The organism is Micromonospora sp. NPDC005203, from assembly GCF_042872705.1.
Lineage (GTDB): Bacteria > Actinomycetota > Actinomycetes > Mycobacteriales > Micromonosporaceae > Micromonospora.
In genome coordinates this window covers 451,645-464,087 of the sequence record NZ_JBIAKV010000001.1, presented here as the reverse complement: position 1 = coordinate 464,087, position 12,443 = coordinate 451,645, and the positions used below count along the sequence as shown (strand labels likewise).

The following is a 12,443-nucleotide window of genomic DNA, read 5'->3' as shown; positions in this document are numbered from 1 at the left end:
TCGGCCGGGCACCTGACGACCGACGGAGACGAGATGTCGACCCTCCCCCCCGGTGCCGTGCCGCCGCCCGGCTCCATGCCGCCACCCAACCCCATGCCGCCACCGTCGGGGGCCGTACCCCCGCCTGGCGGACCGACCGGTGTGCCGGTACCGCCCGCGACCGCCCGGAGGCCGGCGGCGGTGATCGCGGCGATCCTGCTGATGGTCCCCGTGGCCGTCACCTGGCTCGTCGCGGGCATCGCCTTCTTCGTGGCGATGATGAGGGCCGAGGGCGACGGCGTGTTCTTGGTCATCATCCTCGCCGTGGTGGTCCTCGCGCTCTGCCTGCTGCTGGTGTTCATGACGGTGCTTGGGATGGTCTTCACCTGGCGCCGGCTGGGTCCCGAGGGTTTGCGGGTGCCGGCCAGTTTCACTTTCGGGCTCTTCGTCGTCTTCCTGGTCGGCCTACTCGCGACGGGCAAACTCGACTTCCAGCCGACGATGGTCACGCCCCTGGTCGTGGGCGGGCTCGCCGGGGCGGCGCTCGTCCTGCTCAAGAGTCGGCAGGCCAAGGACTGGTTCGCCGGCAACCGACGCTGACCACCGGCGTGGAGGCCGCTCCGCGGTCAGGTCGGCAGCCAGCGCCCGCTGGCCGCGTCGAAGCGGGCCAGCAACTCGTCGCGGCCGTCGTGGTGCAGGCAGTGCAGGCCCGTCCCGTCCGGCACGACAAGTGACTCCATTCGCGGCTGGCCGCGCCCCCAGTCCTCGGGCGTGTCCTGGTTGGGATCCCACCGCAGCACGGCAGCCCACTCGTCGGACTCCGCGAACGGCGAGCCCTCGCCGAGCAGGCCGAGGCGCCGGTAGAGCCGGGCGGGGGTGTCCCGGCCCGGGCCGGCCCAGGCGTGCACCAGCCCGGCGGCCCGCTGGTAACCATCGTCGAGGTAGGACGGCAGGTACCGGTGCGGAATCACCAGCTGCAGCCGTACCGGCAGGTCCGGGTCCGGATCGGGCTCGTCGTCCTCGTCCGGCGCCGTCCGCTGCGCCGGTACGCCCACCGTGGCCGGCTCGGCGTACGCGGCCGTCTCCAGGTGCTGGCGTTCCCCCTCGGCTGCGTCGGTGACCACCCGTCGGAGCTGACCGAGCCAGTCACGGAGGGTTTGCACGGCCTCGCCGGGCAGCGTCGCCGCCAGCGGGGTGTCGGGGTTGAGCAGGAGCTGCCACGACGGGTCCGGCCACTGCTCGGCCAGGTGGAGGCTGCTGACCGCGACCAGGTCGAGGTCGCCGAGGGCCTGTCGCAGCCGCACCTCGGCGGTGAAGACCGGCAGGCAGGGCTGCCCCTGCTCGTCCGAGAGGCACAACCACGGAAAGTCCGGGTCGGACAGGTCCCTCGACTCGGACCCCCCAGGCCGCAGCGGCACCAGCAGCTCCGTACGGAGCAGCGCCGCCATCAGGGCGTCCGGATCCTGCCCGGCGATCGCGTCGCGCAGGTCACGCTCTGCCTCGAGAGCGGGACCGGCGATCACGTGCAGCTCACCGGCGGTGACCTGCACGCCGATCGGCAGCCCGGCGTCGACCGCGAGCAGCCAGTCGTCGTCCGGCCAGCCGCTTGCCAGGTCCTGGACGCTGAGGGCGCGGTAGCTGACCGACTGGCCGGGCAGGCAGGCGGCGATCGCCTCGGGTGAGGTGAACGCGATGACGTGGGTCAGCCCGTCGTGCCGGCCCGTCGGCCAGGCCATCGGCGCGCGGCCGGCCGCCGCCTCCGGTGACACCGGCAGCAGCAGCGGAGCGCCGGCCAGCGTCGCCAGGAGCGTGTCCCGGTCCGCGGCCTCGGCGGCGGCCAGCAGCGCGCCCTCGGTCGGCGTCGCCGGCCGCCAGTCGGTCACCACGTGCCGTCCTGGCGTATCCGGCGGGGCTGCCGGCCCAGCACCAGCGCGCTGATCGCCTCGTCGACATGCTCGCCGAGGAACCAGTCACCGCCGTGGTCCAGCACGAACACCCGCCCCTGATCGTCGATCGCGAGGATGCCGGTGCCGTCGCCCTCCTCGCCGATCGGTGTGAGCGGCGCCCCGATCGCCGCGGCGAGCGCGGCGAGGGTGTCCACCGACTGGCCTACCAGGAACGGATCCAGGTGGAAGGGGCTGGGCGCGATCTGTTCGCCGTCGCCCTGCGGGCGCACCAGCAGGCCGCCGAACTCGGCGTACGTCTCCACCGCGGCCCGGACGACGGTGTGCTGCCGTCCGTCCGGCGCGGCGGTGGCCGCCAGCCGCAGCGCCCACTGCCGCGCCCGGTCGTCGTCGCGGCGACCCGGAACCCAGCCGGCGACCTCAAGTGTCTCGGCCACCAGGGGTGGGAAGCGGTCGTTCATACCAGCGCCTCCACGCCACACCAGTCCAGCAGCGCCGCGCACGAGCGGCAGGGCTGCTGCACCTCGCCGTGGCGGGGATCGCCCTCCTCCCGGACCCGGGTCACCCGCACCTTTGCCCCCCACAGCAGCGCGCGGGCCCGGGCCGAGCTGATCGGCCCGCCGTCGGCCTCGGCCGCGTAGAGCCGGTCGGAGAGCAGCACGACCTCGGCGCACCAGCCGGCGAACCGCTCCCGCTGCCCGGTCGGCAGTTCGTGCAGGAACCGCCGGATCACCGGGTGCAGGTCGGGTGCGAGGTCACCGCGGACCGACGTGTGCGTGTGGACGGTTCCGTCGACCAGCAACGCACCCGCGGCGAGCGGCAACATCCGGGTTTCCGCCATCGGTCCTCCCGCTCCTGGTTCCGGCACTGCGTGCGAACCCGAGCCTAACGGCCCGCCGCCGCATCGATCGGCCCCGCCATCGTGCACGAGTGCCGGTCGCGACCACGGGGGCTCCCCCCGTGTCGACCGCCTGGGATATCGTCGGCGTAACCCTTCCGCTGCCGTATGAAGCCGGAGCCATGACGCGCACCCTTCTCGTCTCCCCGGACCAGCCCGGCGCATACCCCACCATCGGTGACGCGCTCACGGTGGCGGACGACGACGCCGTCGTCTCGGTCAACCCCGGCACCTACTACGAGGCGTTGTTCGTCAACGACCGCGCGATAACCATCGTCGCCGCACAGGGCGCCGGCACCGTCACCATCGACGCCTCGTCCGGGGCGTACCCCACGGTGTCCTGCAACGCCGGCCGCCTGGAGCTGCGTGATCTGGTCCTCAAGGCCGGAGACGCACCTGTCGTGGCCGTGGACCGGGCGACGCTCAGCATGACCGGGTGCGAGTTGAGCGCCGGCTTCGGCCCGGCCGTCTCGGTGGCCAGCCGGTCTGAGTTCACGTTGACCCGCTGCCGGGTCAACGGCGCCCGCTACGGGCTCGTCGTCGAGGATTCCGACGGCACCGTGGACGGGTGCGAGTTCAGCGACCTCAGCGAGGACGGCATCATCCTCCGGATCGGCGCCGCACCGACGATCCGCACCAGCACGATCACCCGCTGCGGCAGCCGGGGCATCTACGTCTACCAGTACGCCCGGCCGACCATCGAGGCCTGCGACATCTCCCATACCGGGCACGCTGGCGTCGCGGTGGCGCAGCAGAGCGCCCCCGTGCTGCGCCGGTGCCGGATCCGCGACACCCGCGGCCCGGCCGTCTCCTTTGCCCGTGGCTGCCACGGCACGGTCGAGGAGTGCACCACCGAGAACACCGCGCAGCCGGCGATCGACGTGGCCGATGGCGCCACGCCGACCATAGTGGAGGGCGCCACCGGCCGGCGGGCCACCTTCGGGACCGAGGCGGCGCAGGCCAGCACCCAGCAGGACACCAAACGCGCCGAGAAGCTGCTCGCCGACCTTGCGGCCATGGTCGGCCTCGAGTCGGTGAAGGAAGAGGTGCGTGGGGTCATCGACGAGATCCAGGTGAACGAGTGGCGGCGCAGCGCCGGCCTGCCGGTCGGCGCGGTCAGCCACCACCTGATCTTCGCGGGTGCGCCCGGCACCGGTAAGACCACAGTGGCCCGGATCTACGGCGAGCTGCTGGCAGCGCTCGGCGCACTGCCCGGCGGGGCTTTCCGGGAGGTGTCCCGGCGTGACCTCGTCGGCCAGTACCTCGGCCACACGGCGGAGAAGACGGCCGCGGCGTTCGACTCGGCCCGGGGCGGGGTGCTCTTCGTCGACGAGGCGTACACCCTCTCCCGGTCGTTCGGCAGTGGCGGCGACTTCGGCCAGGAGGCCATCGACACGTTGGTCAAGCTGATGGAGGACCATCGCGACGAGATCGCCGTCATCGCCGCCGGCTACACCGGGGAGATGCTTCAGTTCCTCGACGCGAACCCGGGTCTCGCCTCCCGTTTCGCCAAGACCATCGAGTTCGGCAACTACAGCCCCGAGCAGTTGGTCGTCATCGTGGAGCGGATGGCCGGCGGCGACGAGTACCTGCTCGCCGACGGGGTCGCCGAGCTGCTCCAGGCGCACTTCGCCACCATCGAGCGGGACCAGAACTTCGGCAACGCCCGGGAGGCCCGCAAGCTCTTCGAGGGCGTACGCAAGGCGCAGGCGCAGCGGCTGCGCCAGTCCGGTCAGCGCCCCAGCCTCGACGAGCTGCGGACCGTGACGGTGCCCGACATCCGTGCCGCGATTGGTCGCTGAGCGGTGCCGGCCCAGGTGAGGAGGGACGTGCGGTGACGTATCCGGGTGCGGCACGGCCGGGTGAACCGGGTTGGCAGCACCATCCGGGTGCCCCACCGGCGCAGCAGGTGCCACCCGGGCAACGGGTGGGAGCACCGCAGCAGGCCGGCGTACCAGCGCCCCCGCCGACGGTGAGCTGGGCGGGCAGCGGCCCGGGGCAGGCCCAGACGGCGCAGCGCGGGCAGGGCCGGGCGGCGACCGGGACCACGTACACCACCCAGGTGGCCGCCGGAGCACGGGCCGCGACGGCCGCGCAGACGACAAGCGTCGCGCCGGCCGCGAGGACTGCTGCGGCTCCCTCTGCCGCCGCTGACGACCCGGCCATCGCCGCGACCACCGCCACCGCCGCAGCCGCAGCAGCAGCCACCCGGAGGGTGCGACCGTTCCACCGCGGGCTCCGGGTCGGTGGCGTGAACGTCGCCCAACTGCTGGCGTGGCAGGTAGGGGCGGCGGCGGTGCTCACCGTCACCCCGCACGGCGTGCCGCTCACCGCCGCGGTGGCTGTCGTGGCGCTGCTGCTGCTCGCCCCGACGGTGATCCGGTTCCGGGGCCGGTGGTTGCACGAGTGGATTCCGGTGTGGTGGGGCTTCCGGGGGCGGCGCCGGCAGCTCACCGGCACCGATGCGGAGCCGGCCCTGCGCCTGTTGACCCACCTGGAGCACGGTGTCGAGTTGGAGGCCGTCGAGATCGACGACCAGCCGGCCGTGCTGCTGACCCACCGGGGCGGGCTGAGCGCCATCTTCGAGGTCGACCCGACCGAGGGTGCCCTGCTGATGAGCGCTCCGCAGGCACTGCCGTCTCCCGCCGCACTCCTACCTGCCGTCGACGAGAAGGCACCGCCGGTGGTGGTGCAGTTGCTGATCCAGGTGACGCCGGCACCACGTGCCCGCTCCGGCGCGGCGGCGGTCAACCGGGCGTACCGGGAACTGACGAACGGTGAGGTGCCCGCCAGCCGGCAGGCATGGGTGGTGCTCCAGACGGCGCGGACCCCCGATTTCCACGCCGACCACGACCTGCGCCCGACGCTGCTCGCGGTGATCCGGCGGACCCGGCGGCAGTTGCGGCAGGAGCGGGTGGCCGCGCGGATGCTCAACCGGGACGAGGTGCTCGTCGCCGTCACCACCCTCACCCACCTGACCGGTGGGGCGACCGGCGGGGCGGGTGACCAGATGCTGGCCCGGGAGACCTGGCGGGCCTGGTCGACCCGGGGCGCGCAGCAGAGCTGCCACCGGCTGCTGGACTGGCCCCACGAGCCGTGGGAGGTCGATTCGTTGCTGCGAGGGCTCCCCGCCGCCGCCAGCGTGGTGTCGATCGCAGCCACCCGGCCGGAAGGCGACGACCTCGCCGTGGAGGTGGCCTTCCGCCTGCTGGGTGCCGATCCGGCCGCACTGGGCGCCGCCGACCAGGCCCTGCACGACGCGATCCGCCGCCATGGCGGACGCCTGCAACGACTTGATGGTGAGCACGCGCACGGCGTGGCCGCCACGCTACCGCTCGGAGGTTTCCTGCGGTGAAGAGCGTCGCCTTCCCCGGCAGCCGGATGGGGTTGCACCGGACGGACACCGCCTCGGTCGGTGGCCTGCACGTGGTCGCCGGGGGCGGCGGCCTCGTCGTCGGTCGCAACCGGCAGCAGGAGCCGGTGGGGCTGCGCCTGTTCCGCGCCGAACCGACGCGGCTGATGCTGACCGGCGGCGTACGCTGCGCCGAGCTGATCGCCTTCCGTGCCCTCGGGATCGGCGCCCGGCTGTTCATTCAGACCGCCCGCGAGCAGGAGTGGGACGCCTTCCTGCGGCGCTGCGTCATCGGCCGGGAGATCGCCTCGTTCCTTCCGCCGGGCGTCCCGCCGCCGACCGCGGCCACGCCGACCGAGCCGCAGCTCGTCGTGATCGACACCGGCCCGGTGACCGCCACCGACACGGGCCTCAGCGCGCCGTGGCGGGCCACCCTGGTGGTGCGCGACGATCTGAGTGGCTACGACGTCGATGTGCTGGTCCGCAGTGACATCGTGGTGCTCCAGCGGCTGACCGGGGCGGAGGCGGCGACGGCGGCGAACGCGTTGGGGCTGGTGAGCGTGCAGAGCTGGTTCACCCAGCTGCACCCGGAGATGATCGGCCTGATCACCAAGGGCAAGGTGCAGTGGGTCATGCTCAGCATGACTCCCACCGAACACCAGTTGATCGGTCCCGTCGCCCGCGCCGGCTGATCGTCCGGCCGCCACGCTCAGCCGTCGGCCGGCTCCTGGTGTCGTTCCCGCAGCGGTCGGGCCGCCCACTCGGCGGCCAGTTTCTGCGGGTCACCGGTACGGAACAGCGGTGGCTCGTGCAGCAGGAAGTCGCGGTGGCTGATGTTCCAGGCGTACGCCCCGGCCATCGCGAAGGCCAGCACGTCGCCCACGCCGATCGGCCCGGCGGTGGCCGAGGAGGACAGCACGTCCTTCGGGGTGCAGAGCTGCCCGACCACGGTGACCGGTCCCCCGTCGGTACGCGGGCCGTCGAGGCCGTGCCGCGGGTGCACGGTGAAGGGCTGCGGGTGCCCCTTCGCCGCCGGCGTCCGCAGGTGGTGGGTGCCCCCGGCCACCACCACGAACCACTCGCCGTAGGAGCGCTTCACGTCGATGACCTCGGTGAGGTACGCCCCGCAGTACGCGGTGACCGACCGGCCCGGCTCGATGCGCAGCCGCACCCCCGGGTACGCGTCGAGGACGTCGGTCAGTGCCCGGCCGTAACCCACCCAGTCGAATCGCGCGGCCGGGTCGGTGTAGTCGACGGCCATGCCCCCGCCGACGTCGACCTCGGCGGCACCGACCTCGGTGACCGCCCACTCGACCACGGCGGCGGCGACCGCACCGGCGAGGGACGCGTCCAGCCCGCTGGCCAGGTGGGCGTGGATCCCGCGTACGTCGATGCCGGCGGGCGGGTGGCGGGCGCACTCGACCGCGTCGGCCGGGTCCATGCCGAACGGGCTGGGTCCGCCGCCCATCACCAGGCTCGCGCCGGGCGCGTCGACCGGCAGGTTGACCCGCAGCAGCACCTGGGCCGTGGTGCCCGAGGCGGTGGCCAGCGCGCCGAGTCGCCGAAGCTCGGCGGGCGATTCGACGTGGACGCGGCGCACCCCGGCGGCGAGGGCGGCGGCCAGGTCCGCGCCGGTCTTGCCCGGCCCGGCGTACGCGGCGGGCGCCCGTCCCGGCAGCACCTCGGCCAGTCTGCGCAGCTCGCCGCGGCTCGCGGCCTCGAACCCGTCGATGACCGGGGCGAGGGTACGCAGCACACCGGGGTCCGGGTTGGCCTTGACCGCGTAGAGCAACTCGACCGGCCGGGGCAGCGCCGTCCGGATGGCCCGGGCCTGCGTGGCCAGCGCGTCGAGGTCGTGGACGTAGACGGGTCGGGTCACCGTGGCCCACCCAGCGGGTTGGGCACCGACACGAACGGCGCGGCCCGGTCCGCGTCGCGCCGCCACCGGACCAGCAGGTTCGCCTTTGCCAGCAGCGGCTCACCGTTGAGCAGCGCGCGTAGCTCGGGTGGATCGTCGAGGTCGGCAGCGACCGCCTCGACGACGGCTCGCAACTCCTGCCACAGCCGCCGTTCGAGGCCCGGTCGCGCGTCGGCGAGCGCCCCGCAGATGCCACCGAGGTGATTGACGAACAGGCAGTAGACGATCCGTCGGCGGGCGTCCACCCGAGGGTAGCGGACCTGCGCGGGAACGCCGTCCGGCCAGGTCGCCCACCGGTCGGCGTCGAGTTTCACCCCCTCCAGGTCACGCAGCAGCATGCGGACCGGGTGGCGGTCGCGGTCGAGCACGACGACCACGTTCTGCAGGTGTGCCTCGTGCACGACGCCGTGGCTGAGCCAGCAGCGCAGCACCGCCGGCACCAACAGTCCGAGGTACGCCCGCCACCAGGCCACCGGATCGGGTGTCACCAGTGGCGTGGTGGCCAGCGCCGCCGCCAGCACCGGGGTGTCTCCCGGACGCAGGTGCGGGCGCAGGCCGGTGCGCAGGATCGTCCCGTACGCCTCGTCCGGGCCGGGTACGTCGACCGTGCGGTAGGCGGGTTCGGTGAGCAGCCCGACCCCGTCCGGCATCGGCACCCGCGCCAGCAGGTCGGTCAGGGCCACCGCACCGGTGAGTTCGTAGCGGGCGTTCTTGCGCAGGCAGTTGGTGATCCGTACGTGCAGGCTGGTCTTGACGAACAGGTCGGCCGCCGGGGCGTAGAGGGTTCGCACGCTCGCCGTCGGCCGCACCGGCACACCGGCCTCTCCCAGGTCTCGCAGCCGGGGGTGGGTGGGCGGGAGCAGGGAGAGCTGCCAGGGGTGCACCGGCAGGACGCGGTGCCCGCGCGGGGGTCGGGGCGGGTCGAGGGCGGCCACGAGCGCGTCGAACGGCCCGGCGCCGACGGCCAGGTCATCCGGTACGGCGAGCCAGTGCAGCCGGAACGAGGTGCGCAACTCCGGGGCGTACGCCCGCCAGCTCTCCGGGTCACCGCTGCGCCACTTCGGGGTGGGGTGGTGCGGGTGACCGAAGACAAGTGACTGTTCGGAGTCGACGTACGCGTCGATGGCCGGCTCGCCGGTCGGCGTCGGGTCCTCGGCCGGGCGGTCGGCCAGCAGCCGGGCCACGGTGTCCCGGCTGGCCTGGACCTGCTCGACGAACTCGTCGTTGGTCAGGCCGGTGCGGGTGGTGAGTTCCGCGGCGACCAGGCTGGCCAGCCCGTCCGCGTCCAGGTCGACCCACCGTCCGCTGTCGGTCCACCGCTGCACCGGACCGGCGTAGCGGTGCGCCCCGAGCGACGAGTGTCGCGCGACCTCGCAGCGCAGCGTGACGTCGAGGTGCCGCAGCAGCTGATGCGCGGCACCCTCGACAATTGTCGGACCGCCGTCCAGCGTGGCGAGTTCGCGGACCAGACAACCGAAGACGGCGTGGGCGGTGGCCAGGTCGGCGAGCTGACCGGTCTCGGTGGCCGGGCGGGAGCGCAACTGGGCGCTCGTCATCGTGTCTCCCGGAGGTAGTTCGGGCCGGTACGCCGGTAGTACTTGTTGATGTCGGCGCAGCCCAGCCGCTGTTTGGGCAGCAGGGTGCCGGCGGTGAGCATCGCCTTGATGGGCAGGTGGGCGGCCCGCAGGACCCGGTCGGTGAAGGTTCGCGCCGCTGGTCCGTCACCCCACCGGTCGCGGGCGGCGGCGAGCCGGGGTGCCAGCGCCTCGGCGGGTGAGGGCACGGGCAGTCCGCGGGCGGCCAGCGCGAGCAGGGGTGCGGCGGCGGCCAGGTGCAGGGTGATGGTGATGAACACGTCCGCCAGCTCCTGCGGGTCGCGTGCCCACATCCGGTCGTCGTCGAGGGTGAGCCCACCCGGTCCGCCGTGCCGCGCGTCGAGGCGGGCGCCGTCGTTGTCCTTGTAGAGCAGGCCGACCGTGCCGTCGGGGTGCACCAGCAGGTGGATGTTCTGCGGGTGCGCCTCCAGCGCGATCCCGTGCCGGAGCCAGAGAAAGACGTGCCAGTCGAGCAGCAGGTCCAGGTAGGACTCCAGCAGTGCGCCGGGCCGATCGGGGCTGATCCGTTCGAGGACCGTGCCGGCGACCGGGTCGGGTGCGGCGAGGGCCGCGACCGGCACCACGTGCACGCCGGCCAGGTCACCCGGGAATCTGCGGAGCAGGAAGCTGCGCCGCTCGTCGCCCCCGACGTGCGCCCAGGTGCTCTCGTCGACGTGCCGGATCCGCCCGGCGAAGGTGGCTTCGGCGGTGGCGATCCGGCCGAGCAACGCGGCGACGGCCGCGCCGTCGGCGAGCGAGTCCGGGCGCAGCGTACGGCGGTTGCGGGCGCCGAGGCTCGCGGTCGGCAGCGGCAGCTTGAGGTGCAGGTACGGGTCGTGGTCGAGCGCCACCGTCCGCATGGAGAGGGTGGGCCGTACGGTGATCGCCGGCAGGTCCGTGACCGGTAGGGCGTCGCGTTCCGCGGTGATCGGGTGGGCCGGCAGCAACAGCTGGTCCGGTCGTCGGGCGCGTGGCCACCAGGACGGGAGTTCACCGGTGAGCCGGACGTCCTCGGCGGGGACGGCGTACCAGCGCAGCGCGAAACGCGGGGCGTGCTCCGGGGCGTACCGGAGAAGTTCGTCGTCGTCGAGACCGTGCCGGCACCTGTCGGTGGGGTAGACGGGGTGGCCCTGGTGGGCGGCGAGTACGTCGTCCAGGAGGGCCGCCGGCAGACCGGTCGGGGTGCTCGGGCGCGCGGCGGCCACCTCCGCGAAGACCCGTGGTCGGTGCCGGGCCGCGAGCCGGCGGGCCCGCAGGTCGGCGCGGCACTCGGCGCTGAAGTCCCGCCAGCCGGCCGCCGCCTCGGCGTCGTCCCGGGGGGCGAGCAACGTCAACAGCCCGGCCAGGGTGTCCGTCCGGTGGGTGGTGCCGTCGGCCAGCACCAGCACCGTCGGAGCGGCGCTGCGCAGGGCCTGCTGGAAGCCGTCCACCCGCACCGGGATGCGCAGCAGGCCGGCGGGGTGCGGCGCCTGCCACCAGTCCGGCCCGGCCGGGCGGCCGGTGCTGAACAGACCGAGGTGGTCCTCACGCAGCAGGGCGTCGAGCACCCGGGTGAACACCTCCCGCTCGCAGTCGTCGCTCACTCGACGATCGTCCACTGGAGGTCGCCGCGGAAGGCGGCCAGCGACGTCCGGACGCTGGCCCGGTCCGGGCCGACGGCGTGCAGCACGGCAAGGTAGTCGCGGTTCGTGCCGGTGTGCTCGGCGAAGCGGCCCACCGCGCGCAGCGGTCGGCAGCCCAGCCGGACCTCGCCGTCCCCGGTGTCCAGCGGGCCCGGCGCGGCGGTGAGCCGGCCCGTCCGGTCCGCGCAGACGTACTCGACCTCGGCGTACCTGTCGACGGTGGCGGGCAGACCCAGGGCGGCCACCGGCTCGCCGAGGTGCAGCCGGATGACGTGTTCGAACAACGGCACGCCGAGCAGTTCGGCGAGGATCAGGTCCATCCGGTCGCCGATGAGGCGGTAGTTCACCTCGATGAGACGGACCCGGCCGTCGCCGGAGACGACGTACTCGGTGTGGCAGGCGCCGAAGCCGACCCCGAGCGCGTCGAGGCAGGCCCGCAGTTGGGCGCACGCCGGCTCGGTCGGGGGTGACCAGGCAAGGCTCTCCTCGGTGAAGGTGGGCGGCGGGCCGAGGCCGGTCGCCCACCCGCCGATGGCGGCGAGATCCGTGCCGTCACCGAGGGTTTCGAAGGTCCGCAGCTCTCCGGCGAGATACTCCTCCACCACCAGGGCCACCTCCGGCCGCCGGCCCCGGATCTCGGCGACCCGGGCGACCAGCTCGGTCCGGTCGACCACCAGGTACGCGTCCTCGCTGGCCACCCCCTCGCGGGGTTTGACCACCGCGGGGAACATCCCGGCCGGCACCTCCGGCGCGGTTCCGGGGTCGACCGTGACGGTGCGGACCAGATCAAGGCCGGCGGCCGCGATCGCCCGTCGGGCCGCCGCCTTGTCCTTGCAGAGACGGGCAGCGTCCGGGTCCTTGCCGGGCAGGCCGAGCTTTCGGGCGGCGATCGCGGTGGCCTCCTGGAGATGGTCGCTGTTGGACAGTAGCGCCACCGGTCGGATCGGTGCCGTCGCCGCGACCACCGCTGCCGCGTCCCGAACCGCGCAGCGCGTCACCGCCGCGTAAGCGGGCCATTCCGCGGGCCGGTCGGTCAGCACCGTGGCCGACAGCCCCAGCGACGCCGCCGCCGGGAGGAACCCTTCCAGGACGGCGTCGGTGGGATTGAGCGCGGTCAGAAAGATCCTCATACCGCCTCCGTCGACTACCCGATGCCATGATTAGGGTAGCCTACC

At 73.7% G+C, this 12,443-nt stretch carries 11 protein-coding genes; 4 read left to right on the top strand and 7 right to left on the bottom strand.

The features are described 5' to 3' along the window. Window positions 1-33: 33 nt before the first annotated feature. A complete protein-coding gene (locus ACFYPM_RS02285; RefSeq protein ID WP_387190341.1) occupies window positions 34-579 on the top strand; it encodes a hypothetical protein in 546 nt (181 codons plus the stop codon). Window positions 580-605: 26 nt separating this feature from the next. Here the strand turns inward: ACFYPM_RS02285 and ACFYPM_RS02280 are convergent, their stop codons facing one another. The 3 genes from ACFYPM_RS02280 to ACFYPM_RS02270 are packed head-to-tail and all read right to left on the bottom strand — an operon-like array spanning window position 606 to window position 2,724. Further along, the gene (locus ACFYPM_RS02280) at window positions 606-1,865 is read right to left on the bottom strand and encodes an SseB family protein (RefSeq protein ID WP_387190339.1); all 1,260 of its coding nucleotides are present in this window, start codon (window positions 1,863-1,865) and stop codon (window positions 606-608) included. Beyond that, window positions 1,859-2,344 carry an SUKH-3 domain-containing protein gene (locus ACFYPM_RS02275; protein ID WP_387190336.1) on the bottom strand — a complete coding sequence of 162 codons (486 nt, stop codon included), beginning with the start codon at window positions 2,342-2,344 and terminating at the stop codon, window positions 1,859-1,861. The genes ACFYPM_RS02280 and ACFYPM_RS02275 overlap by 7 nt, the downstream gene beginning before the upstream one ends. Next, entirely contained in the window at window positions 2,341-2,724 is a 384-nt protein-coding gene (locus ACFYPM_RS02270; RefSeq protein WP_387190333.1) for a YwqJ-related putative deaminase, read from the bottom strand. The genes ACFYPM_RS02275 and ACFYPM_RS02270 overlap by 4 nt, the downstream gene beginning before the upstream one ends. Before the next feature lie 179 nt (window positions 2,725-2,903). On the opposite strand from ACFYPM_RS02270, the gene ACFYPM_RS02265 reads away from it, so the two are divergent. From ACFYPM_RS02265 to ACFYPM_RS02255, 3 genes are read left to right on the top strand one after another with little or no spacing between them, the layout of a single operon-like run. After that, window positions 2,904-4,583 (top strand): right-handed parallel beta-helix repeat-containing protein, encoded by a 1,680-nt coding sequence (locus tag ACFYPM_RS02265; protein WP_387190330.1) that lies wholly within the window; start codon window positions 2,904-2,906, stop codon window positions 4,581-4,583. Window positions 4,584-4,615: 32 nt separating this feature from the next. Then, a complete protein-coding gene (gene eccE / locus ACFYPM_RS02260; protein ID WP_387190327.1) occupies window positions 4,616-6,136 on the top strand; it encodes a type VII secretion protein EccE in 1,521 nt (506 codons plus the stop codon). Beyond that, the gene (locus ACFYPM_RS02255; protein WP_387190324.1) at window positions 6,133-6,825 is read left to right on the top strand and encodes a hypothetical protein; all 693 of its coding nucleotides are present in this window, start codon (window positions 6,133-6,135) and stop codon (window positions 6,823-6,825) included. Before eccE ends, ACFYPM_RS02255 begins: the two co-directional genes overlap by 4 nt. Before the next feature lie 17 nt (window positions 6,826-6,842). Here ACFYPM_RS02255 and ACFYPM_RS02250 read toward each other — a convergent pair whose 3' ends face one another. From ACFYPM_RS02250 to ACFYPM_RS02235, 4 genes are read right to left on the bottom strand one after another with little or no spacing between them, the layout of a single operon-like run. Beyond that, complete coding sequence (locus ACFYPM_RS02250) at window positions 6,843-8,012, bottom strand: alanine racemase (RefSeq protein WP_387190322.1); 1,170 nt, start codon at window positions 8,010-8,012, stop codon at window positions 6,843-6,845. Beyond that, window positions 8,009-9,607 (bottom strand): IucA/IucC family protein, encoded by a 1,599-nt coding sequence (locus ACFYPM_RS02245; protein ID WP_387190320.1) that lies wholly within the window; start codon window positions 9,605-9,607, stop codon window positions 8,009-8,011. The genes ACFYPM_RS02250 and ACFYPM_RS02245 overlap by 4 nt, the downstream gene beginning before the upstream one ends. After that, window positions 9,604-11,229, bottom strand: coding sequence for an IucA/IucC family protein (locus ACFYPM_RS02240; RefSeq protein ID WP_387190318.1), 1,626 nt, complete (start codon window positions 11,227-11,229; stop codon window positions 9,604-9,606). The genes ACFYPM_RS02245 and ACFYPM_RS02240 overlap by 4 nt, the downstream gene beginning before the upstream one ends. After that, window positions 11,226-12,398: an acetyl-CoA carboxylase biotin carboxylase subunit family protein gene (locus ACFYPM_RS02235; protein WP_387190315.1), complete on the bottom strand. Its 1,173-nt coding sequence runs from the start codon at window positions 12,396-12,398 to the stop codon at window positions 11,226-11,228. Before ACFYPM_RS02235 ends, ACFYPM_RS02240 begins: the two co-directional genes overlap by 4 nt. Window positions 12,399-12,443 lie beyond the last annotated feature (45 nt).